17 protein-coding genes are annotated in these 22,482 nt (G+C 70.7%); 11 read left to right on the top strand and 6 right to left on the bottom strand.

The genetic code is table 11. The features are described 5' to 3' along the window. Positions 1 to 62 precede the first annotated feature (62 nt). The gene (locus AB0K67_RS13710; protein WP_364058241.1) at positions 63 to 269 is read right to left on the bottom strand and encodes a hypothetical protein; all 207 of its coding nucleotides are present in this window, start codon (positions 267 to 269) and stop codon (positions 63 to 65) included. Between the two features lie 39 nt (positions 270 to 308). On the opposite strand from AB0K67_RS13710, the gene AB0K67_RS13705 reads away from it, so the two are divergent. Then, a complete protein-coding gene (locus AB0K67_RS13705; RefSeq protein ID WP_364058239.1) occupies positions 309 to 6,491 on the top strand; it encodes a S8 family serine peptidase in 6,183 nt (2,060 codons plus the stop codon). Positions 6,492 to 6,629: 138 nt separating this feature from the next. On the opposite strand, the gene AB0K67_RS13700 is transcribed toward AB0K67_RS13705, so the two are convergent. From AB0K67_RS13700 to AB0K67_RS13690, 3 genes are all read right to left on the bottom strand, one after another. Continuing rightward, on the bottom strand, positions 6,630 to 7,244 hold the full coding sequence (locus AB0K67_RS13700) for a hypothetical protein (RefSeq protein WP_364058236.1): 615 nt from the start codon (positions 7,242 to 7,244) through the stop codon (positions 6,630 to 6,632). A 40-nt stretch (positions 7,245 to 7,284) separates the two neighbouring features. Continuing rightward, positions 7,285 to 8,535, bottom strand: a complete 1,251-nt coding sequence (locus tag AB0K67_RS13695; protein ID WP_364058233.1) for a hypothetical protein — start codon at positions 8,533 to 8,535, stop codon at positions 7,285 to 7,287. Between the two features lie 665 nt (positions 8,536 to 9,200). Next, the gene (locus tag AB0K67_RS13690) at positions 9,201 to 9,641 is read right to left on the bottom strand and encodes an MFS transporter (RefSeq protein WP_364058230.1); all 441 of its coding nucleotides are present in this window, start codon (positions 9,639 to 9,641) and stop codon (positions 9,201 to 9,203) included. 155 nt (positions 9,642 to 9,796) lie between these two features. On the opposite strand from AB0K67_RS13690, the gene AB0K67_RS13685 reads away from it, so the two are divergent. Then, positions 9,797 to 10,078, top strand: coding sequence for a metal-sensitive transcriptional regulator (locus AB0K67_RS13685; protein WP_364058227.1), 282 nt, complete (start codon positions 9,797 to 9,799; stop codon positions 10,076 to 10,078). Between the two features lie 19 nt (positions 10,079 to 10,097). On the opposite strand, the gene AB0K67_RS13680 is transcribed toward AB0K67_RS13685, so the two are convergent. Then, positions 10,098 to 10,304 carry a hypothetical protein gene (locus tag AB0K67_RS13680; protein WP_364058224.1) on the bottom strand — a complete coding sequence of 69 codons (207 nt, stop codon included), beginning with the start codon at positions 10,302 to 10,304 and terminating at the stop codon, positions 10,098 to 10,100. 268 nt (positions 10,305 to 10,572) lie between these two features. Here AB0K67_RS13680 and AB0K67_RS13675 point away from each other — a divergent pair, with 268 nt between their 5' ends. The 3 genes from AB0K67_RS13675 (at position 10,573) to AB0K67_RS13665 (ending at position 12,997) form a co-directional block, all read left to right on the top strand. Continuing rightward, a complete protein-coding gene (locus AB0K67_RS13675; protein WP_364058221.1) occupies positions 10,573 to 10,995 on the top strand; it encodes a DUF4396 domain-containing protein in 423 nt (140 codons plus the stop codon). A gap of 71 nt (positions 10,996 to 11,066) precedes the next feature. Then, complete coding sequence (locus AB0K67_RS13670; RefSeq protein WP_364058218.1) at positions 11,067 to 11,195, top strand: hypothetical protein; 129 nt, start codon at positions 11,067 to 11,069, stop codon at positions 11,193 to 11,195. A 212-nt stretch (positions 11,196 to 11,407) separates the two neighbouring features. After that, entirely contained in the window at positions 11,408 to 12,997 is a 1,590-nt protein-coding gene (locus AB0K67_RS13665) for an FAD-dependent monooxygenase (RefSeq protein ID WP_364058215.1), read from the top strand. A gap of 12 nt (positions 12,998 to 13,009) precedes the next feature. Here AB0K67_RS13665 and AB0K67_RS13660 read toward each other — a convergent pair whose 3' ends face one another. Then, the gene (locus tag AB0K67_RS13660) at positions 13,010 to 14,221 is read right to left on the bottom strand and encodes an SGNH/GDSL hydrolase family protein (protein ID WP_364058213.1); all 1,212 of its coding nucleotides are present in this window, start codon (positions 14,219 to 14,221) and stop codon (positions 13,010 to 13,012) included. Positions 14,222 to 14,571: 350 nt separating this feature from the next. Here AB0K67_RS13660 and AB0K67_RS13655 point away from each other — a divergent pair, with 350 nt between their 5' ends. From AB0K67_RS13655 to AB0K67_RS13630, 6 genes are all read left to right on the top strand, one after another. Beyond that, a complete protein-coding gene (locus AB0K67_RS13655) occupies positions 14,572 to 15,357 on the top strand; it encodes a GntR family transcriptional regulator (protein WP_364058210.1) in 786 nt (261 codons plus the stop codon). A gap of 130 nt (positions 15,358 to 15,487) precedes the next feature. Further along, positions 15,488 to 16,522: an ABC transporter substrate-binding protein gene (locus AB0K67_RS13650; RefSeq protein WP_364058207.1), complete on the top strand. Its 1,035-nt coding sequence runs from the start codon at positions 15,488 to 15,490 to the stop codon at positions 16,520 to 16,522. 5 nt (positions 16,523 to 16,527) lie between these two features. After that, entirely contained in the window at positions 16,528 to 18,210 is a 1,683-nt protein-coding gene (locus AB0K67_RS13645) for an iron ABC transporter permease (RefSeq protein WP_364058204.1), read from the top strand. 20 nt (positions 18,211 to 18,230) lie between these two features. After that, positions 18,231 to 19,346, top strand: a complete 1,116-nt coding sequence (locus AB0K67_RS13640) for an ABC transporter ATP-binding protein (RefSeq protein WP_364058201.1) — start codon at positions 18,231 to 18,233, stop codon at positions 19,344 to 19,346. A gap of 4 nt (positions 19,347 to 19,350) precedes the next feature. Further along, entirely contained in the window at positions 19,351 to 20,157 is an 807-nt protein-coding gene (locus AB0K67_RS13635) for a phosphatase (protein ID WP_364058198.1), read from the top strand. Between the two features lie 27 nt (positions 20,158 to 20,184). Beyond that, complete coding sequence (locus tag AB0K67_RS13630) at positions 20,185 to 22,473, top strand: phosphodiester glycosidase family protein (protein WP_364058195.1); 2,289 nt, start codon at positions 20,185 to 20,187, stop codon at positions 22,471 to 22,473. Positions 22,474 to 22,482: the final 9 nt, after the last annotated feature.

Here is a 22,482-nt window from a genome sequence, read left to right as displayed (position 1 = left end):
CGTATCCGCCGTATAGCGAAGGTCGCTGGCCCGCCCGAGCATGGCTCCCATGATCCATGGCCCTAGGGCAGCGCATGCCTGAGCGACCCACCGCGCGTGACGACTCCCTCATCGAGCGTCAGCGACCGCTGGAGCCGTCGCCCGGAGATGCCGGTGCCCCTGACACCGCTGACACCTTCGACACCCCTCACGCCCTCGACGCCCCGGACAGCCGGGACGACGCCCCGGACAGCCGGGATGACGGCGATGACGGCGATGACGAGAGCCACGACCCCTACCAACCCCTGTAGGCCGGAGGACCCCCGCACGTGAGACTGAAAGCCCTCGTCGCTCCGCTGACCTTAGCGGTCGGCCTGAGCATGATTTCGCCACCACCGGCGTCGGCCGCCGAGCCGGATCCCGGTGCACCCGCCGCCAAGATCGCGTCGGACCTGCAAGGCCGGTTCCGCACGGAGCCGGTCTCCGACTTCTGGATCACGTTCGACACCAATGCCGACCTCGAGCCGGCGAAGAAGATCACCGATTGGACCGCCCGCGGTCAGTTCGTCTACGACGCACTGAAGGCCGCGGCCAAGGCCTCCGTGGAGTCCGTCTCCGCCGAACTCGACGCGGCGGGCGTGAAGTACACCTCCTACCCGCTCGTCAACGCCGTGCTCGTCAAGGGCGGCACACAGGAGCTCGCGCTCGACGTCGCCTCGGTCAGGCAGGTCGCCGAGATCCATGCGGCGCCACAGGTCGCGCTGATCGATCCCGTGGACAAGAAGGCGCCGGACGACCAGGCCCCCCGCCCCAAGGCCACCGCCGAGGACGGCACCGTCACGTGGGGTCTGGACGCCATTCGCGCCCCCAAGGCCTGGGAGATGGGGGCCACCGGTGCCGGCATCACCGTGGCCAACATCGACTCGGGCGTGCAATTCGACCACCCCGCCCTGATGCGGCAATACCGCGGCACGAAGCCCGACGGCACCGTCGACCACAACTACAACTGGATGGCCACCCGGGATACGTGCACCGGAGCGCCGTGCGACGACAACGGACACGGCACGCACACCATGGGCACCATGGTCGGCGACGACGGCACCAACCACATCGGCGTCGCACCGGACGCGCAGTGGATCGCGACGAACGGCTGCTGCGAAGAGACCGGCGCCGAGTCGTTGCTCGAGTCCGGCTGGTGGTTGCTCGCCCCGACCGACGTCAACGGGAACAACCCCGACCCGTCCAAGCGCCCCCACGTCATCAACAACTCGTGGGGCCAAAGGCTCGAGCACGACTTCGAGGACTTCTTCCAGGCCATCGACGAGGCCTGGAGCGCCGCGGGCATTTTCAGCGTCTGGTCGGCGGGCAACTCCTCGCCGGCCGCGGCATGCGACACCATCTCCACGCCCGCCGCCGCCAAGAGCGCCTACTCGGTCGGCGCTTACGCGTCGGACGGCACGCTCGCGGCGTTCTCCCGCAAGGGCGAGGGTGTGGACGGCCAGATCAAGCCCGAGATCTCCGCTCCGGGCGTCGACGTCACGTCGTCCTACCCGAACAACGGTTACGCCGCGCTGTCCGGCACCTCGATGGCGGCTCCCCACGTCGCCGGCGCCGTCGCCGCCCTGTGGAGCTATGACCCGACCCTCATCGGGCAGGTCGAGGAGACCCGCCGCCTGCTGGCCGAGTCGGCCGTCGACGTCGACGACACCGAGTGCGGCGGCACCGCCGAGTTCAACAACAAGTACGGCGAAGGCCGGCTCGACCTCGTCCGCCTGCTCGAGCTCGCACCCCGGCAGGGCGGCACCCTCACCGGTGTCGTCACCGCCGACGGCAAGGCGGTCTCCGGCGTCGAGGTGACGATCAGCGGCCCGTTCAGCCGGTCCGTCGGGACCGACAAGGACGGCCGGTTCACGGTGAGCCTCCCGGTCGGCGACTACCAGCTCAGCACCAGGATCTTCGGGTACCTGACCGCGACCGCGAGCGCCTCGATCACCCTCGGCCAGGAGACCTCGGTCGAGATCGCCCTCACCGCCGCCGCGCGCCACGACATCACCGGCAAGGTCGTCGACGACAAGAAGCAGCCCGTCCCGAACGCCGAAGTCTCCGTCAAGGACACGCCGCTGGAGGCCGTGCGTACGGACGCCAACGGTGCGTTCACGATCGCCGGTGTGCCGGAGGGTCAGTACGCGCTCGCCGTCACGCCCAACGCCTGCTTCTCGCCGACGTCCGTCCCGTTGACCGTCGGCCCCGAGAACAATTCGCTGGAGATCCCGGTCGGGCTCGTCGTCGACGAGGGCGGCTACAGCTGCTCCGTCTCCGAAGGCGAGTACCTGCGCGGCACCGACAAGGTCACGTTCAGCAGCGGCGTGTGGGCGACGGTGGACCTGCCGTTCCCGATCGCGCTCTACAACGGCAGCCACGACACCATCTCGATCGGCCTGCGCGGTGTGATCTCCCCGACCACCACCACCGGACCCGGCAGCGGCGGCGCGGGCGTCTTCCCGTTCTGGATCCAGACCCCCGTCGAGTTCGCCTCCGACGGAGGAGTCTTCACGGCGGCCACCAAGGTCGACGGCGAGGACGCGTTCGTCATCGAGTACCGCAACGCCAAGATCTGGGCCTACCCGTTCCGGTCCGAGTACACCGAGCCGGTCAACTTCTCGGCCACGCTCACCCGCTCGGGCAAGGTGATCTTCGGGTACGGCGACGGCATCGGCACCGACGACCCGGTGACCGGCGGCGCCAAGGCCACCACCGGCATCCAGGGCTGGGCCGGCGTGGACGGCATCCGGTTCTCCGAGAACGTCCCGGTGCTCCGCGACGGAATGATCATCACCTTCGACCTGCCTGACTGGGGCTACGTCGACGCGACCGTCGTCGACAAGAACGACGGGCTGCCGGTGTCCGGGGCGAAGATCTCGATCACCGACAAGAACGGCCTCGTCGAGAGCGTCACGACCGACGGGACCGGCATCGTCCGCCGCCAGCTCCCGCTCGGCTCCTACACGATGACCGTCGAGGCGCCGAACTACGTGACGGGGTCGTACGACTTCACCCTCGACAAGCTCTACGCGAGGGCGACGATCGACACGCGCCTCAGCACCGGCGCCGCGAACCTGAAGGTGAGCGGTCTCGACGTCGTGATGGGAACCGGCCAGAACGGTGTGGGCACGCTGACGCTGACCAACACCGGCTCGGCCCCGCTCACGTACACGCTGGGCGAGGCCGCGCGCCACCCCGAGCTGGACGCCGACGGCGCCACCACGCGCACCGGGAAGGGCGCGGACAGCAAGATCGACCTCGCCGCGTGGAAGTCCGGCGCGAAGGGCATGAAGCCGTCGAACATCGACGGCAAGAGCGAGACGTCGAGCACCGCGGAGGCGAAGGCGGCCAAGAAGGTCGGCAAGACCTCCGGCGGCGACGTCATCACCCGCATCCAGCTCCCAGGCAAGATCGAGGAGAAGGAGCCCTCCGGCATCGGGTACGACGGCGACGTCTGGGTCCACGACTACGACGCGCGGACCAACACCGCCTACACGGTGACCGGCAAGCCGACCGGCAAGGTCTTCGACGCCAAGTGGAACCCCGACTACCGGGCGTTCGACATGGCGCTCGACACCAAGACCGGCGACATGTGCCAGATCGAGGACAGCCCGGCCAGCTTCATCCACTGCTTCGACCGGCAGACGGGGAAGGAGACCCGCCAGATCAAGGGTGACTGGTCCACCATCCAGCTCACCGGGCTCGCCTACAACCCCGCCGAGGACGTGTTCTACGTCGGCGGCCGGGCGAACGGCCTGATCGGCACCGTCGCCGGGACGTCGCACGAGAACGCGGGTGAGCTGCTGTCCTTCTGCGCCCCGCCGCTGCGCGAGGTGATGGGCCTGGCCTACAACCAGGCGTCGAACACCATCTGGTACACCGACCGCACCACGGACAGGCCCACCCGCCTGCTACAGGTCCGCCCCGACGACTGCTCGCTCGTCAACGCGTGGTGGTTCCCCGGCCAGAAGGCCGGCCAGGGCGGCGGCCTCGAGACCGACGCGACCGGTGCGCTGTGGGCGGCCGACCAGCTCGCCGACGAGATCCTGCTGATCGACGTCGAGGACGACCTGATCACCGACCTGCCGTGGCTGTCGCTCTCCTCGGCCGGCGGCACCCTCGCCCCGGGCGAGACGGTGGAGGTCAAGGTCTCGATCTCCTCGAAGGACGCCGACCCGGGCACGCTCGGCGCGAACATCATCGTGCGCTCCGACGCGGGACGGCAGTCCAAGACCTACGTCCCGGTGACGCTCACGACCACGAAGTACCAGGTCGGCGTCAACGCCGGCGGCCCCTCGTTCACCGACGCCTCCGGCTTCACCTGGTCCGCCGACCAGGAGGCCCGCGGCAAGAAGTGGGGCTACACCGGGAAGGGCAAGACGATCACCACGCGGGTCCCGATCGCGGGCACCGAGGACGACGCCCTGTTCCAGTCCCAGCGCACCACGCAGGGCACGGGCCTGATCTACACGTTCCCCGACGCACCGAAGGGCACCTACGCCGTCGACCTCGGGTTCGCCGAGATCGAGAAGGTGAAGCCGGGCAAGCGGGTGTTCGACGTCCTCATCGGCGGCAAGCTGACGCGGTACGCCTACGACCCCGTCAAGGGCGTCGGCCCGGACGCCGCCGACTGGCACACCGCCGTGGCGGAGCACGACGGCGGACCGCTCACCGTGGAGCTGCGGGGCAGCAAGGGCCTGCGGGCCCCGAGCATCGCGGCGCTGCGCGTGACGCTCGATCCGCGCGGAGACAAGGAGGAGGAGCCGCAGCCGCAGCCCGAGGAGCCGGATCCGGGCCCTGTGCCCGTGTCCCCCGCCGGCCGCTCGTACTCGGTGAAGGTGACCGAAGGGCTCTACCGCCAGGGCGCGCGGGACGCCGGGTGGCACGGCGACGACATGTGCGGCGTGCTGTGGTTCGACTCCAGCTTCCTGTTCCCGTTCTACGACACGGCCTGGGACGGCGTGTGCGTGAATTCGAACGGCGCGCTGGTCTTCGACCGGGCCAGCTCCCTGTGGAACAACACGGAGCTGCCGACGCGGTACGCCTACGACGGGATCTTCCCGTTCTGGGATGACCTGGTGATCGACGACGAGGCGGGCATCTACTTCGGCATGACCGAGGTGGACGGCCTGGCCGCCGAGGTCATCGAGTGGCGCAACGTCACCTTCGGCGACGACAGGACGGCCCGGGTGAGCTTCTCGGTCACCCTGATCGCGGACGGCCGCATCCAGATCGGGTACGGCCCCGGCGTCGGCGGCGAGAACCCGCTCACCCGCGGGTCGTCGGCGACGGTCGGCGTGGAGAGCCTGACGCGCAACCCCGCTCACCAGTACTCCTTCAACGAGCCCAAGCTGACGGCCGGTCTGGGCTTGGAGTACACGCTCCCGGCCGCGGGCACGATCGAGGGCACGGTCACCGACGCGAACGACGGCAAGCCGGTCGCGGGCGCGATCGTCACGCTCACCGGGCCGAGCGGCGAGCGGGTCATCACCGCCGACGCGAAGGGCCGGTGGAAGGCCCAGGCGCTGGTCGGTGAGAACACCGTGCAGATCTGGGCGCCGAACTACGTCACGGCGAGCCGCACCGTGACCATCGCGAACAAGGATCAGGCCGAGGTGTTCGACGCGGCGCTGACCACGGGCGTCGCGAGCGTCAAGGCGGGCGAGCTCGACTGGCTCCTCGGCCCGGACCAGAAGGCCACCGCCGACGTGACCGTGACCAACACCGGCTCCGCCCCGCTCGAGGTGCGGATCAGCGAGCAGAAGCGCACGGACGACGGCGGGCACGAGGCCGCCGACCTTCCGTGGCTGACCCTCTCGGGCGCGGCCGCGTCCGGCACGGTCACGCTCGCGGCCGGCGAGTCCACCACGGTCACGGCGACGGTCGACAACGCCGCCGTCGAGCCCGGCGTGCTCGCCGGGGACCTGCTCGTGGCGTCGAACGCCGCCAAGGGCGAAGCCCAATTCAAGCCGGTCCGCCTGGCGACCTCGGCCTACTGGCAGGGCGTCGACGCGGGCGGGTCAGGGTACGTCGGTGCCGACGGCTTCGTCTGGTCGCCCGACCAGGAACTCGGCTCGCGGTCGTGGGGCCACGCCGGCGGCAAGGCACGCGCCACCAAGGCCGCCATCGGCGGCACGGAGGACGACGACCTGTTCCGCACCCAGCGGACCGGCAAGACGTTCTCCTACGTGTTCAAGAACGCGCCCGCCGGAAAGTACCGGATCGGCCTCGACTTCGCGGAGATCGAGAAGGTCAAGGCGGGCCAGCGTGCCTTCGATGTCCTGGTCGACGGCGAACCCGTGCTCCACGACCACGACGTGCAGGCGAAGGTGGGCGCGCTGACCGCGGACGCCAACACGGTCACCGTCGAGCACGACGGCGGCGATCTGAAGATCGAGTTCACCCGCGAGAACGGCGAGCGCGACCCGATCATCAACGCCCTGAGGGTTCAGGAGGACCCACGCCTCTGAGATAGCCCGACGGCGGCGGTCAGAGCCTCCCCGGAGCGGATCGCCGGGGAGGCTCCGACCACGCCCACCGGCTCTGCGGCCTTCGACCTCGCTCGCCGCGCAGGACAGCTACCGCCTGTCCTGCGCGGCCGTTCGTTTTCAGCCGTCCCAGGGGTGGGTTTCCAGGTTGCCCAGCCGGTCGACGGCTCCGCGGTCTTCGCGGGCCAGGATCGTCACCATGTCGTCCGCCTCGTCCGGGGTGACGTGGCGGCCGCGGGAATGGCGGGCCTTCTCATCAGGGGTTTCCAGCCGGAGCCTGCGGCCGTTCTCCCACCGCATCTGGACGACGCCGCCCGAACGTCCGATGAAGACGGCGGAATTGCCCGCCCTGGGCGTGAGATCGAGCAGGAGGCTTCTGGCCTGCGGCAGCGATACCGGTACCGGATCGTCCTCGTGGCGGCGGATCGTCTCGGTCACCTCTTCGCCGATGCCGGCCTGGTCGGCGGTGACGGCGGCGTCGTTGAACACCCCGTAGGCCAGGCTGAGGCGGCCGCCGTCCACGGCGTCCCGCATGTCCTGCCGGTGGCAGAAGACGTAGCCGCGATACGCGTGCCGCTCGTCCTCCGGCACTTCACCGCCTAGCTCCGCGATTGCGCAGCTCTGGCAGCAGGTGAAGTCGGTCCTGGCGACGATGCCGTCGAAGTCGTCCGCACCCAGCGCGAGGAGAAGCCGTACGAGTTCTCGCGCATCCGACTTTTGCGTCTCGTCGACCATGCTCCCGTAGTATGCCGTTCCACCGGGTTGCGGAAGGCGCTCAGCTCAGGGCGGCGATGGCGGCGCGGCTCCAGAAGCCGCCGTCGGCCGACAGCGTGCCGGCCGCCCACGTCATGCCCGTACGAGCCGTCCCCGCGACCTTGAAGAACTGCGACCTCTTCAGCCCCGGAACCTTCGGCAGGCTTGGCAGCTTGACCGGGGACGCGCCAGGGGAGGCGAGCCGCCAGCTCTCGCGCAGGCGCGGGCTGCCGCTCACGACGAGAGCGCTGCCGGACGGGCCCGCGGCCAGGAGAGGGCAGCAGTAGTCGCGATCGCCGGAGGCGTCCTGCCGGGTCCAGCTCCGGCCGTCCCAGTGCAGCAGGATCGGCGGTGGATCGGCCGGTTCGTTCTCCACCTCGCCGTGGTTGAACGTGTGCGTGCCGCTCGCCCACACGTCGTCACGCCCCAGGACGAGCACGCTTTCCAGCGACGCGGTGCCCTCGGGCGGCTTGGGCGACGGGAACGCGTACGTCGGGGTGCGCACCAGCCGCCAGGAGCCGCCGTCCCAGCGCATGGCCGCGGGCTGGGCCTCCTCGGTCGCGGTGACGCCCTCCCCAGAGGTGCGGAAGCCGACGGCCCACAGCCCGGTGGCGCGCGAGCCGTCCAGGGCCGTGGCGTTCGCGGGCAAGGGCACCTTCGTCCATGAACGCCCGTCCCAGCGCAACGCCTCCTGCTCGCCGGGTCCGAGGACGGCCCAGGCGTCGGCGGGGCCGAGCACCTTGAAGGCGGCGACACCTGGGGATTCGATACGCCCAGGAATCTGATGCCATGCCGAGCCGTCCCAGCGGACCGCCATCAGCGCCCGATGGTGCTTTTCGCCGGGCACCACCTCGGGGAGCAGCAGCCAGACGTCGTCCGGGCCGGACGCGGCGATCCACACCTCCCCGGCGGACGGGACGACGGGCGGGCCCGGCGGCGGCTCGGCCTCGCGCCAGGCGGTGCCGTCGTGGCGGAGGAGCAGCAGCCGGCCGTCCACGGCCCCCGCCGCCCACGCCTCCTGCGGCCCGGCGGTGGTGATGCCGGTGATGCGGGATCCGGGGCGCTCGCTGATGTAGGCGTACCGCCAGCCGTCGGGGGCGGCGGCCGGGGTGACGACAGGGCCCGGCGTCGGCGACCGCCTTTGTCTGGTTGTGCTGGTCGCGGTCTCGGCCGCTGACGCATTGGTGGCCGAGGGGTCGCCCGTCTGCTGTCCCGCCGCGCATCCCGCCACCAGCAGGACCGACGCCATCAGCGCCGACGCTCCGATCCTCACGCCGTACACGCTACTGATCCGGGCGCCCGGGGGAGACGGAAAGAGAGCGGAACAACGCGTGTGCGTTCCCGAGTGCGAATGGCCGGTGAATTCACGGACTTCGGGTGTGGCCGGCGAGCCAGACGCCGGTGATGACGCCGACGACGCGCACCGGCCAGGAACGGCTCACCAGGGAGCCCGCCACGATCCAGACACCGGCGAGGACGTGGCCGCCGAGCCGAACGGCCCAGGCCGTGTTACCACCGCGGCCTCCGGTGTCTCCGAGGCGGAACTGAGCGTCCTCGTCTGTCTGTACGAGTCCGGCGGAAGCGCACGGCAGAACGCCCTCGCAGCAGCTCTCGGCTCGGCCCGGACGGCGCCAAGACGCTCAACGCCCTCGTGGATCGCCTGCTGTCCGGTGAAGGGGGTGGCTGAGGCCGGGCGCGTGCCGTGTCCCGGTTGTTTTGAGCGGAGTCGCGAAGAGGGCCGCTCGGCGATGGCGCCGTTCAGACGCCGTCCGCGTCCGGCGAGTTCTCGAAGCAACGCGCGGGTGGGGCATCGGGGCCGAATGGCGTGGACGCGCCCTGGCCCGCCTGTGGTTCGGGGGCCAGGGCAGCGTCAGGTACGGGAGGCCGTGACTTCCTCGGTGGGTGCGGTGGTACGGGTCCGCAGCGTGGTGGCGGCGGTCAGGGCGCCCACGAGGGCGATGGCGGCGGCTCCGGCGAAGGCGGCCGAGAACCCGTCGGTGAGTGCGGGCTCAGCAAGGTGAGCGCGGACGGCGCGATCAGCGCGGCCCCCACGCCCTGCACGGCGCGGCCGGTCAGCTCGACCCACACCTCGGGTGCGATCCCGGCCAGGAGCGAGCCCGCGAGCAGAGCGATCCAGCCGGTGGTGAAGAGCCTGCGGGCGCCGAACAGGTCCGACAGGTGGCCGCCCAGCAGCAGGAGGCCGCCGAACGCGACGACGTACGCGTTGAAGACCCAGGACAGGTCTTCCTGCGAGAAGCCGAGGTCCTGCTGGATGCGGGGCAGGGCGACGCCGATGATCGACGTATCCATGATCACGATGAACTGGGCGGTGGCGATCAGGGCGAGTGCGGCCCAGCGCCGGGGTGATGGTGCGGACATGAGAACTCTCTGGTCAGGAAGCGAAATACCCTTAGGGGGTATGTGTGATGGCTAAATACATACCACCCGGGGGTATCTGTCAAGTCCGCGGCTCCGGCTGAAATACGGTAGGGGGGTATGGTGTTGTCGTGAGCGGCTGACTAGGAGGGGTGAGCATGCCCGGATACACCGGTACGAAGCAGGACTACGCGATGCGCCTGCGCCGCATCGAAGGGCAGGTCCGCGGTTTGCAACGCATGGTCGAAGACGACAAGTACTGCATCGACATCCTGACGCAGGTGTCGGCGGCGACCAGCGCGTTGAAGTCGTTCTCCCTGGCGCTGCTCGAAGAGCACCTCGCTCACTGCGTCGCCGAGGCCACGCAGAAAGGCGGTCCCGAGGCGGACGCCAAGGTCAAGGAGGCGTCCGACGCCATCGCCCGGCTCGTTCGCTCCTGATCCGTGAACGCCGTGGTGGCTAAAGCGCCAGGAGGGCGTGGCAGTGGTGGGCCAGGCGCGCGGTCAGGCCCGGTGCCGCCGCCAGTGCGGCGGGGCCCGCGAGCAGCGCCGTGACCGCCACGAGCCCCTTGCCCGTCGCCAGGCCGACCAGCGCGGCCGCGGTGTGGGGGTGGCGGCGGGCCGCCGTGTCGTCGGCCGGCAGCTCGACCAGGCGCGCGATCTCCACAAGTCCTCGGCCGGCTCTGATGTGAGCGCCGCCCTGCCCGGCCCACCGGTGCGGCCACTATACCCACAGGGGGTATAGTGGCCGCCGGCTGCCCGGGTTCGTTCGTCTCTGTTGCGGTAGAAGGGACGTGTCGGAAATGACGCATCACGATGGGCATGAGATGCACGAGCACGGCTCTCACACGTCCGCTACGGACCCGCAGAGTAGTCACGGACGGCATCAGCCCGAGGGACACGGTCACCACGGGCCGACGAAGGCGACGTGGGGAGTGGCCGCTTCGGCGACCTTGCACTGTCTCACGGGTTGTGCGATCGGCGAGGTGCTCGGCATGGTCATCGCCACCGCCCTGGGCTGGCACAACCTGCCCAGCATCCTGCTGGCCGTCGTGCTGGCGTTCATCTTCGGGTACGCGCTCACGCTGCGCGGCCTGTTCCGTGCCGGCGTGACGTGGCGCAAGGCGCTGCGCCTGGCCCTGGCCGCCGACACCCTGTCGATCCTCGTCATGGAGATCGTCGACAACGGCGTCATGCTGGTCATACCCGGCGCGATGGACGCGACCCTGGCCTCGGGGCTGTTCTGGGGCGCGCTGGTGGTCTCGCTGCTGATCGCCTTCCTCGTCACCACGCCGATCAACAAGTGGATCATCGGACGGGGCAGGGGGCACGCGGTGATCCACGCCTACCACCACTGACGGCGCGATCGACGCGCGACACGCTCGCCGCGGTCGAGGACGCCCGCCTGCCCGAGGTGGCCCGGCAGTGGATGGAGCGGGATCCGACCGGCCTCGGCGATCTCGACGACGCGATCCACATGCTCGGTGAGTTCGTCGCGCTGGCCCGCCGGGCCAAGGAGAGCGATGAGCTGCTCTACTGCTGGAGCATCGCCGGCTGATCCCGCGCCCGTCAGGGGCCTCGCGCACGAACCTCGGCACGCTCACCCCCATGGTGGGCCACTCGTCCCCGGGCCGCCGGGTGCGCGATGGCCGAACCCGTCGTGCCTGTTCACACGCTCGATGGTGCACCGTCGAATTGACGAGTGGGCATGTGCCCACTAAGAATGGGCGAGCGGTCACAAGGGCCGTCCCGAGGAAGGAGTGCGTATCCATGGAGACTCCGGACGTGACGGACGTCCTCATCGTCGGCGCGGGGCCGGTGGGCCTGACCCTGGCGTGCGACCTCGCCCGGCGCGGCGTCGCCGTGCGGATCATCGATCGTGTCACCACGCACCCCGTGGGGACGCGGGCCCGTGGCGTCCGCGCCCGCACGCAGGAGGTGTTCGAGGACCTGGGGGTGCTGGGCCGCCTGGTGGAACGCGCCGAGCCGGCTCTTCCCACGCGCTTCTACGACGCGCAGGGCCAGGTGGTGCGCGAGGCGGTGATGTACGACGCGCCGCCCCTGCCCGGCGCGCCCTACCCGGGCAGCCTCATGGTGGGACAGCAGTTCACCGAGGAGGCCCTGCGCGAGCGGCTGGCCTCGCTCGGCGTCCGGGTGGAGCTCGGGTGCGAGCTTGTCGACCTCACCCAGGACGGCGACCAGGTCACGGCATGCCTCAGAGTGGACGGCCGGCACCGCGACGTCCGGGCGCGTTACCTCGTCGGATGCGACGGCGGCGGCAGCACCGTGCGCAAGCGGGCCGGGATCGCTTTCCTCGGCGAAACGTGGGAGCAGCAGCGCATGCTGTACGGCAACCTCAGCGTGGACGGGCTGGACGCCTCGGCCGCGCACATGTGGGCCACCGGTCCTGGCGCGATGGTGACGCTGGCCCCCATGCCGAAGAGCGGCACCTGGTTCTTCACCGCGCCGCTGCCCCAGGGGGCGGAGCAGGAGCCGTCCTCGATCTCGGTCGAGACCTTCGCCGAGATCTTCCGGCAGCGGGTCGGGCTGCCCGGGGTGCGCTTCCGCGATCCGGTCTACCTGTCGGTGTACCGGGTCAACATCCGCATGGTGGACCGGTACCGCAACGGCCGCGTCCTCCTGGCCGGGGACGCCGCGCACGTGCACGCCCCGGCCGGCGGCCAGGGCATGAACACGGGCGTCCAGGACGCCTACAACCTCGGCTGGAAGCTCGCGTACGTCCTGCGCGGAGCCCCCGAGGCGCTGCTCGACACCTACGAGGAGGAGCGCCTGCCGGTCGCCCGGCACGTGCTGGCCTCGACCACCGCGCGGGGGAGGTACTGGACCGGCTCCGACTCGGCGCGCGTGTCGGAGCGCATCGTCGGCGCGTTCCAGGGCAAGGACCCGTTCGCCGACGTCAGCCAGCTCGGCATCACCTACCGGGGCGGCAGCCTGGCCCGCGACCTGGACGAGGCGCTCGGCATCCGCGCGGGCGACCGCGCCCCGGACGCCCGCTGCACCGCCCCGGCGAGCGGGGCGCAGGTGCGGCTGTTCGACCTGTTCCGCGGCCCGCACTTCACGCTGCTCGTCTTCGGAAGCGGGCCCGCGCCTCGGGCGGGCGAGGACGTGCACGTCCACCGCATCGTCAAGCCGGGGCTTGCGTACGAGGGCGGCGAGAGCGTGCTCATCGACGCGGAGGGGGATGCGCACGCTCTCTACGGGGTGGACGGCGACGGCCTTGTGCTGGTCCGCCCTGACGGGTACGTCGCACTCACGGGAGCCCGCTGGGACGACGACACCGTGTCCGGCTACCTCGAACACGCCCTCGGCGGCCGGGCGTACGAGCGGCTGCCGTTCTGACGGAGGGCGGGGTCAGTGGTGGCGGCGGGCGAGGATGGGGTGGAGGACCCTCTCGTACGCGTTCGCGTACGTCATCATCCCCAGGTCGCTCGGATGCGACCCATCGACCAGCTCCTCCGCCTCCGGCAGTTCGTCGGCCGACAAGTACGACAGGCCCGTCACACCGGCGTCGCGCAGGTTCCGGTACGCGGCCTGGAGGGCGGCGGCGTTCTGGGCGTTGCGGTCGCGACGGAACTTGACGAACCGCCCGTCGCCGTAGCGGCGGTCCTCGACGAGGACGATGGGGGTGTCCGGGCGGGCCTCGCGCAGGATGCGCACGAAGGGTTCGGCGCGTTCGGAGATCTGCTGCGGGTTCATGTTGGGAGAGCTGTCGACGACGTACACCGACGCCTCGATCTCGGTGAGCAGCTCGGCGATCTCCGGCTCCATGCGGGCGTTGCCGGAGAAGCCGAGGTTGATGGCGGGGATGTCGAAGCGGCGGCCCAGGAGCGCGGTGATGGACATGCCGGGGCGGGAGGCGACGCCGCCCTGCATGATCGAGCTGCCGTAGAAGACGGCGGGCGGGTCGGTACGCGGGGCGACGCCGACGAACTTCGAGTCGGCCTCGACGCCGATCTGGAGGGTCTGCGGGGCGTTGTACAGCGGGAGGTAGGCGGTGTAGAGGCGCTCGCCGGGATCGACCGCGAGGCCCATCTGCTCGTCGACGTCCTGACCCGCCGGGTGCGTGTTGGCCAGCCAGGCGTCGTAGCCGTCCTCGGCGCGCGCGTACAGATCGACGCCGCTGTGGCCGATGGCGGGCATGTGGTACATCGCGGTGGTGGCCGAGATGAGCCGGTAGCGGGCGCGGAAGGTGGTGGAGTCGGACACGAAGCGGGTCAGGATCCCGGCGGAGGTACGGCTGCGCGCCCACACCTCGGGGGTCACGACGCCTTCCGCCTTGGCCGGCAGCCGGTCGAAGTACGCCTTGGTGTCGGACCAGCCCTTGCCTTCGACGCCCCAATGGGACACGTCGTACCAGGCGATGTCGCCTTCGACGGAGACGGGTTGCACCTCGACGAACCCTTCGGGCCAGGCGGGGCGGCGGCGCGGCCTGTTGTGTGCGGCTTCCGCGGGGGCCGCTTCCGCGTGGGCGGGAGCGGATAACAGGCCGGACGTGGCGAGTGCGGCTCCGCCCGCGCCCGCAAGCCCGAACAGGTGGCGGCGATTGACCATGGGGTTTCCCACTGCTGCTCCCTTGTCGATCGGAGTGTCTCAGGGCTCAGGCTTGACGGGAAGGGCGCGGTCCCAAGGCAGGGTGGTCATGCGTCGGCCCTGATGCGACGATGATCGGACCCGGCCTGACGGTCGCGGCCCGTCGGAGGGACGGAGGAGCGGCGGGGCGACGGCGCTCCGCCATTGGTTCACCTGGAGGGTCAGGATTCTTCGGTGACTGTAAGAGTTGGTATACAAGTCGTCAATACCAATTCGTGGCCGGGGCGTAAACTGCAGGAGAACGGTCGGGGTCGCCGGCGACGGGCCTGAGGGGCCGGTGAGACCGTCTGGAGGGGGCCGGTGAAAGGGCTGGAGGGGTGGACGTGAGCGACGCGGACGCTCGGCGCGGGCGCAAGCACAACATGGTCCGTGAGCGGATCATGAGCCTGCTCGAAGACCTCAACGTGGGCGATCCGATCCCTCCCGAGCGGGTGCTCGAAGAGGACTGCGGGGTCTCCAGGCTCACGGTGCGCCGCGCCGTCGACGACCTGGTCAGGGACGGCCATCTCATCCGCAGGCAGGGCAGCGGCACCTACGTCGCGCGGCCCACGATCACCCAGTCGCCCACGGCCTCGTCGTTCTCCATGGGCCTGCGCCGGCGCGGCATCACGCCCTCGACGCGCGTCCTCGGCGTGGAGCGGTCCGACGCGGGCGTCCGCCTGAGCTGGCGGCTGCAGATCGCGCCGTCCGACGCGATCGTGACGATCAAGCGGCTGCGGCTGGCCGACGGCGACCCGATCGCGCTCGCCACCACCACGCTGCCGGACGCCCTGGTGCCCGACCTGCCCGCCCAGGAGCTGGAGGAGAAGTCCCTCTACCGGCTGCTCGCCGACAAGTACGGGCTCAAGGTGGCATCGGGCACCCAGAACATCGAGCCGACGGTGCTCAGCCCCGAGGAGTCCGAGGTGCTCGAAGCACCGCCGTATTCGCCCGCGTTCCTGTTCAGGACCGTGACCCGCACGTCGGACGGCGTTCCCATCGAGTTCACCAGGACGTTGTTCAGAGGCGACCGCTACATGATCACATCGGAGCTGGACCTGACGGCGAACCCGGAGGAGGATCTCGGCCACCCCCGCGGGGTGACGCAGGCGGCGACGTCCTTGGGATGACGACTTGCCGACTGCCGGAGGACAATTGGTGTACAAGAGGTATTGACATCACCCATATTGGATAACACCATTTCGTGCATCGTGACCTTGCGTCCCCGCTGGGGGCGCCTCGATCCGAAGGCGGTCACTCATGCGCACGACCCTGTTACGCGTCGCCGCGGGCGCGCTCTCCCTAGCACTTCTCATGGCCGGGTCGGCGGCCTGCGGATCCGGCGGCGACGACGCCGCGTCCGCGTCCGGCGGCTCGGTGACGTGGTACACGCCGATGCCCGAGGAACCCGCTCGGCGGCTCGCCGAGGCGTACGAGGCCGAATCAGGGGTCGAGGTCAAGGTGCTGCGGCAGAGCGCCGGCGAGCTCCTGGCGCGGCTGAAGGCCGAGGCGGGCCGCCCGCAGGCCGACGTGATCGGCCTGGCCAGCGGGGACGCGGGCCCGCTCGCCAAGGAGAAGCTGATCCGCTCCTACAAGCCCGGCGCCGAGGGCATCGACAAGCGGTTCATCGACCCCGAGGGCTACTGGCACGCCAACGAGCTGATCCTCATGACCGTCGGCGTCAACGCCGACCGGTGGAAGGAGGAGACCGGCGGCGCCCCGCTGCCCAAGACGTGGGACGAGCTGCTGCGCCCCGACCTGAAGGGCCAGCTCGTCATGCCGAACCCGACGCTGTCCGGCACCGGCTACACGTTCGTGGCCACGCAGTTCTTCCGCACCGGCGACGACGCGGCGGCCTGGAAGTTCCTCGACGAGTTCCACAAGCTGGTCGGCCAGTACACCGACAGCGGGGGAGCGCCGTCCCAGCTCGTCGCCACCGGCGAGTACGCGGCCGGCGTGTCCTTCGCCCACGACCTGCTCAACGTGCGCGGCGCGGGCTTCCCCATCGAGGTCGTCTACCCCAAACCCACCGGCGTCGTCATCTCCGGCAACGCGCTCGTCCAGGGCTCGCCGAACCCTCAGGGCGGCGAGAAGTTCGTCCAGTGGCTGCAGGGCAAGAAGGCGTCGCAGATGATCGTCGATCTGGTCCACTCCTATCCCGTACGCGGCGACGTCAAGCTCCCCGAGGGCGCGCAGAGCCTGGCCGAGCTCGACCTCGTGGACTACGACCCGGTGCGCGCCGGTGAGATGCGCGATGCGGTGTCGAAGGAGTTCGCCAAGCGGTACGGGGTCTGACGGCCGTGTCTTCGACGACCCTCACGAGCGATCCGCGCCCAGGGCGGGCGGCCCGGCCGGACTGGCAGGCGCGCAGCCGCAGGCGCCGGCTGGCCGACCGGGTCACGGTCGGCACGCTCGCGCTCTACGTCGGCGGTCTGCTCGTCCTCCTCGTCCTGGTGCCGACGGTGGCCATGCTGTTCGAGCCCGGCGGTGAGGCGTGGAGCAGGCTCGCCGAGCCGCGCGTCGCGGAGGCGGCCGAGAACACCGTCGTCATCGGCGTGGCCTCGACGCTGAGCGCCACCGTGGTCGGCTTCCTGTTCGCCTACGCGCTCAGCCGCCCCGACATCAGGGGCCGGGGCGTGCTGCGCGTGATGGCGCTGCTGCCGCTCATCTCGCCGCCGTTCGTCGTCGGCCTCGCGGTGCTGCTGCTGTTCGGGCGGCGGGGCCTGATCACGCACGAGCTGCTGGGGCTGGACGTCAGCCTCCTGGGGCTCGGCGGCCTCTGGCTCGTCCAGACGCTCGCCTTCTTCCCCATGGCCACGCTGACGCTGCTGCCGACGCTGAAGAACATCGGCTCCACCCTGGAGTGGGCGAGCAGGGACCTCGGCTGGACGTGGTTTCAGACCTTCCGCAGGGTCACGCTGCCCCTCGCCTTCCCCACGATCCTGAACGCGCTGCTGCTCGTCTGCATGTTCGTCATCACCGACTTCGGCAACCCCGTCCTCATCGGCGCCGGGTACCAGGTGCTGTCGGTCGAGGCGTACGTGCAGGCCGTGGGCAGGCAGGACTTCGGGATGGCGGTGGTGCTGTGCGTGCTGCTGTTCGTACCGACGCTGGTGCTCTTCCTCATCCAGCGGCGGGTCCTGGCGCGCCGCTCCGCGGTGACCGTCTCGGGCAAGACCGGCAGCCTGCCGCCCGCGCCGCTGCCCACGGCGGTGCGGCGGGCCCTGCTCGCCGTGCTCGGCCTGGTGAGCTTCCTGATGATCCTCATCTACGGCAGCATCCTGTTCGGCTCGTTCACCCGGGCGTGGGGCGCGAACTGGAGCCTGACGCTGGACCACTGGCAGACGGCGCTGCTGCGCGGTGACGACATCCGCAACTCCGCGCTGTTCTCCGCCACGGCGGCGATCATCACCACGATCAGCACGCTGGTCGCCGCGTACGTCGTGCACCGCACGAAGGTGTTCGGCCGCGGCGTGATGGACGGGCTCGCGGTGCTGCCGTCGGCGATCCCCGGGACGATGATCGGCATCTCGTGGCTGCTCACGTTCAACGAGCCGCCGCTGGCGCTGACCGGCACCGCGCTGATCCTGGTGCTGGTCATGGTGGTACGGGCCATCCCGGTCGGCTACCGGACCGCGGTGACCACGATCAACCAGATCAGCCCGTCGATCGACGAGGCCGCGACCGACCTCGGCGCCTCGCGCGCCCGGGTCATCGTCCAGATCATGTTCCCCCTGCTGGGCGGCGCGTTCACCACGTCGCTCGTGTTCGGGTTCCTGCACGCGATCAACACGCTGAGCGCCGTGATCTTCCTGACGTCGCCGGGGATCGGCCTGGGCGCGCCCACCATCGTCAACCTCGCCGAGTTCGGCCAGTGGGGCGCCGCGACCGGCGTCGCGGCCGGGCTGATGGTGGTCAGCTTCGCCGGGCTCGCCGTCGCGAAGCTCGCCCTCGGCTCCCGCCTGCGGCTCTACGACCTGTGACCCCTGCTGAGGGAGATTTCATGATCGATTTGAAGTCGTTGTGCAAGTCGTTCGACGGGGTGCCGGCCGTCCGTGACCTCGACCTCGTCGTCGGCCGCGGCGAGTTCCTCTGCCTCCTCGGCTCCAGCGGATGCGGCAAGAGCACCACGTTGCGGATGATCGCCGGGTTCATCCGGCCCGACAGCGGGAGCGTGCTCATCGACGGCGTGGACGTCTCCGGCTTCGGCCCCGACGCCCGGCCGACGTCCATGGTGTTCCAGGACTACGCGATCTTCCCGCACCTGACGGTGGCGGAGAACATCGAGTTCGGGCTGAAGGCGCAGAAGCTCGGCAGGGAGGAGCGGGCCCGGCGTACGGAGGAGGCGCTGGACATGGTGGGGCTCGCCGGACTGGGCGGACGGCGGCCGAACGAGCTGTCCGGCGGGCAGCAGCAGCGCGTGGCCGTCGCCAGGTCGCTGGCCATCCGCCCGTCGGTGCTGCTCATGGACGAGCCGCTGTCGAACCTCGACGCCAAGACCCGCATCCAGCTGCGTACGCAGCTGCGCGAGATCCAGCGCGGCACCGGGACGACGATCGTCTACGTCACCCACGACCAGGAGGAGGCGCTGGCGCTCGGCGACCGGATCGCGGTCATGCGGGACGGCTCGCTGGAACAGCTCGGCAGCGGCCACGAGATCTACCTGACCCCGGCCAACGGCTACGTCGCCGACTTCGTCGGCATGACGAACTGGCTGGCGGGTGAGGTCGCCGGCACCTCGCCCGGCTCGTGGGACGTCGAGATCGCCGGGGCCGTGCTCCCGGTGACGCCCGCGGGCGCATCCGCGTCCGTCCCGCGCGGCGCGCCCGTCGATGTGTCGGTACGCCCCGAGGACGTGACGCTCGCCGGCGACGGGGACGGCTCCGCCCCCGCGCTGCGCGGCGTGGTCCGCGACGTGCAGTTCCTCGGCCCGGTCGTGCGCACCTACGTGGACGTCGGCGGCTCGATCGTGATCGTGCACTCGGCCCAGAGCGGCCGGTCCCCGGGAGAGGCCGTACGGCTGGTGGTCGGCAGGGCGCGGGCGTTCCCCAGGGCCGAGGGCGCCTGGCGGCCACCGTCGGCCAGGGCCGAGAGCGCCGTCGCGGTCGCGGCGGGCTGACGGCATGCGCACCCACCACCACGAGGCCGTGCTGCGCGAGCTGCTCGTCGAGCGGAGCCTGTCCGGCGGCATCAGGACCCTGCGCAGGCAGTCGCTGGCGTACGCGCGCAAGATGCTCGCCGGCGACCCGGATAACACCTTCGGGCTGCCGGACTGGCGGACCGCGACGCTGGAGGAGGTCGTCGCCGCCGTCGAGGACGGCATCGGCGACCGCATCACCGACGGCGACCCCGAGGAGGGCTACATCGCGCCGGAGCACACGCTGGCCGGCATCCTGGCCCACGCCGACGCGCTCGCCCCCTTCCTGCGCGAGGGCGGCGGCACGGTGCTGCTGGCGACCGGGCACCCGACCGGGCTGCTCGACCACTACGCCGAGCTGGCGCGCGCCCTGCGCAACACCGGCAACCGGGTCGTCCGCGTCCTGGACGACCACCGTCTCGACATCTCCGTCGGCGAGTACTCCGCCGGCCGTACGGGGATCCGCTTCTTCGGCGGAGTCGCATGCGCCTTCCACGACGAGGCCATCATGCACACCCACCGCCCCGACTACATGGACGCCATGCTCGCCGCGGCGGCCGGCGACGGCGTCCTGATCGATCTCGTCATCGCCGACCACGGCATGGCGGGCGCGGCGATCGCCGCCGGCCTGCCCACGCTCTCGATCGCCGACGCCAACGACATCGCCCTGTTCCTCGCGCGGTCCCGGGGACGGCACGAGGCCGTACTGCCCATCGAGGACAACTTCACGCCCGCCGAGTTCGCCCCGGTGACCGAGTTCATGCTCCGGCGGGCGGCCGGCATCGCCGTCTGAGAAGAATCGCTGTCTAAGGAGATGAGAATGTCTCGTCCCGGTTCGATGCGATGGAAAGTCCCCTCCGCCCTGTTATCGGCGGCTCTGGCCCTCACCCTCACAGGACCGGTCCCCGCGTGGGCCGAGCCGCCCGCCGTCACGGCTGCTGCCGACGCCGCGCAGCTCGCCGGTCGCACCGAGACGTACCGCGAGACCCGGCCCGTCGCACCCGGCGTCGAGCTGAGCACGGTCGAGCTGTACGGCCCCGACGCCGCCGACGGCCAGGAGGGCTGGCTGCAGACGTACCAGCTGTCGGTCGATCTCACCTCAGGCGTGCGGATCGACCGCATCTTCCCCGGCAAGGTCGCGCAGCGGCGCCCGCTGACCGAGATGGCCAAGGAGGCCGGCGCGGTCGCCGCCGTGAACGCCGACTACTTCGACATCAACGGCTCCGGCGCGCCATGGGGCGTGGCCGTCCAGGACGGCGAGGTGCTGCAGTCGCCGCTGCCCAACAGCAAGGCGACGCAGACGAAGAAGACCGCGGTGATGTTCTCCGAGGACCAGCTCGGCGCCATCGGCGAGATCGTCTTCGAGGGCACGGTCAACCTGCCGGGAGGCAAGACCGTACCGCTGAACGCGCTGAACAAGGCGGAGCTGCTGAAGGACCAGGTCGGCATGTTCACCCCGGTCTGGGGCACCTACTGCCGCTGCCGCCCGGTGAGCAACGTCAGCCAGACCATCGAGGTGGTGGTGCGCGACGGCGTCGTGACCGAGAAGGTCACCGTCCCCCGCGAGGGCGCGATCCCCGAGGGCACGTTCGTGCTGGTGGGCAGGGAGGCCGGGGCGACCGCGCTGTCCTCGCTGCGGGTCGGCGACCCGGTCTCCGTCGACTACCGGGTACGCGCCCCCGGCGACATGAAGGTCAGGGCGGCCATGAGCGGCCGCCAGCTCCTCGTCGAGAACGGTCAGCCGCTCCAGCTCTCGGCCGAGAACAACACCCCCGAGCCGCGCACCGCCGTCGGCTTCAACGCCGACGGCACCAAGATGTGGGTGGTCGCGGTGGACGGCCGCCAGCCCGAGTACTCCCGCGGCATCGGACTGAACGAGCTGGCGCAGATGATGGTCGATCTGGGCGCGCACACCGCGCTGAACCTGGACGGCGGAGGCTCGACGACGTTCGTCGCCCGCGAGCCGGGCGAGCAGGACGCCGAGCTGGTCAACCGGCCGTCCGACGCGGCGGGCGTCCGGCCGGTGCCCACCGGCCTCGGCATCTTCTACCCCGGCGGCAGCGGCAGGGTCACCGGCTTCCGGGTGAGCACGGAGACCGAGCGCAAGCGGTTCCCCGGCCCTGACGCGGGCGCGTCGTGGCGTACCGAGCGGGTCTTTCCCGGGCTGACCCGCAGGCTGAAGGCGGACGCGTACGACGAGACGTACGGTCCCGCCGTGATGCCCCGCAAGGCCGGGCCGCTGTGGGAGGTCGCGGACGGGCAGATCGGCCGGGTGGACGACGAGGGCGTGTTCCGCGCGGTCGCCCCGGGCCGTACGACCGTCACCGCCAGGCTGGGCGACGCCACCGGGAACATCGAGATGACCGTGCTGGGCGAGCTGGCCCGCCTGGAGACCGGACCGCGCAGGCTCAACCTCCCGCAGAAGGGCGCGAAGGGGACGTTCGACGTCAACGGCGTGGACGCCGCCGGATACGCCGCCCCCATCGACCCCGCCGACGTCACCCTCTCCTACGACACCAGCGCCCTGACCGTCACCCCGGACGCGACCGGCTCGTTCACCGTCACCGCCCGCGCGAGCTCGGGCGAGCACGTCGTCACGATGACCGCAGGCGGCGTGCGGACCGCCCTGGTCGTCGGCATCGGGACGGCGCAGGAGGTCGTGGACTCCTTCGACGACACCTCCAACTGGCGGGTGTGGACCATGCGCGCCACCGGCACCGTCTCCTCCACCCCGAGCGGGCGCGCCGCCAACGGCCTGCGGCTGGACTACGACTTCACGCAGAGCACCGAGACGCGCGGCATCGGCATCTGGCCGATCGTCAACCGCTTCCCGGTGGCGGGCAAGCCGACGGCGTTCAAGCTCTGGGTGAAGTCGGAAGGCTACAACCAGCGGACGCGCCTGGAGGTCTTCGACAAGAACGGCACCCTGCACACGATCGAGCCCGCGTTCATCACCGAGCCGGGCTGGCAGCAGATCACGTACAAGGTGCCGTCCGGCATCGCCTACCCGATCACCCTGCGCCGGGTCTACTTCAACGAGATCAGGCCGCACATGCGCTACACCGGCACCCTGATCCTGGACGAGCTGACCGCCGTGGTCGCCAACTGACCCGGTCGC

It is taken from the genome of Nonomuraea sp. NPDC052634 (assembly GCF_040678535.1).
Taxonomy (GTDB): Bacteria; Actinomycetota; Actinomycetes; order Streptosporangiales; family Streptosporangiaceae; genus Nonomuraea; species Nonomuraea fastidiosa.
The sequence above is the reverse complement of the archived record's forward strand: the minus strand, read 5'-3'. Positions and strand labels throughout refer to the sequence as shown.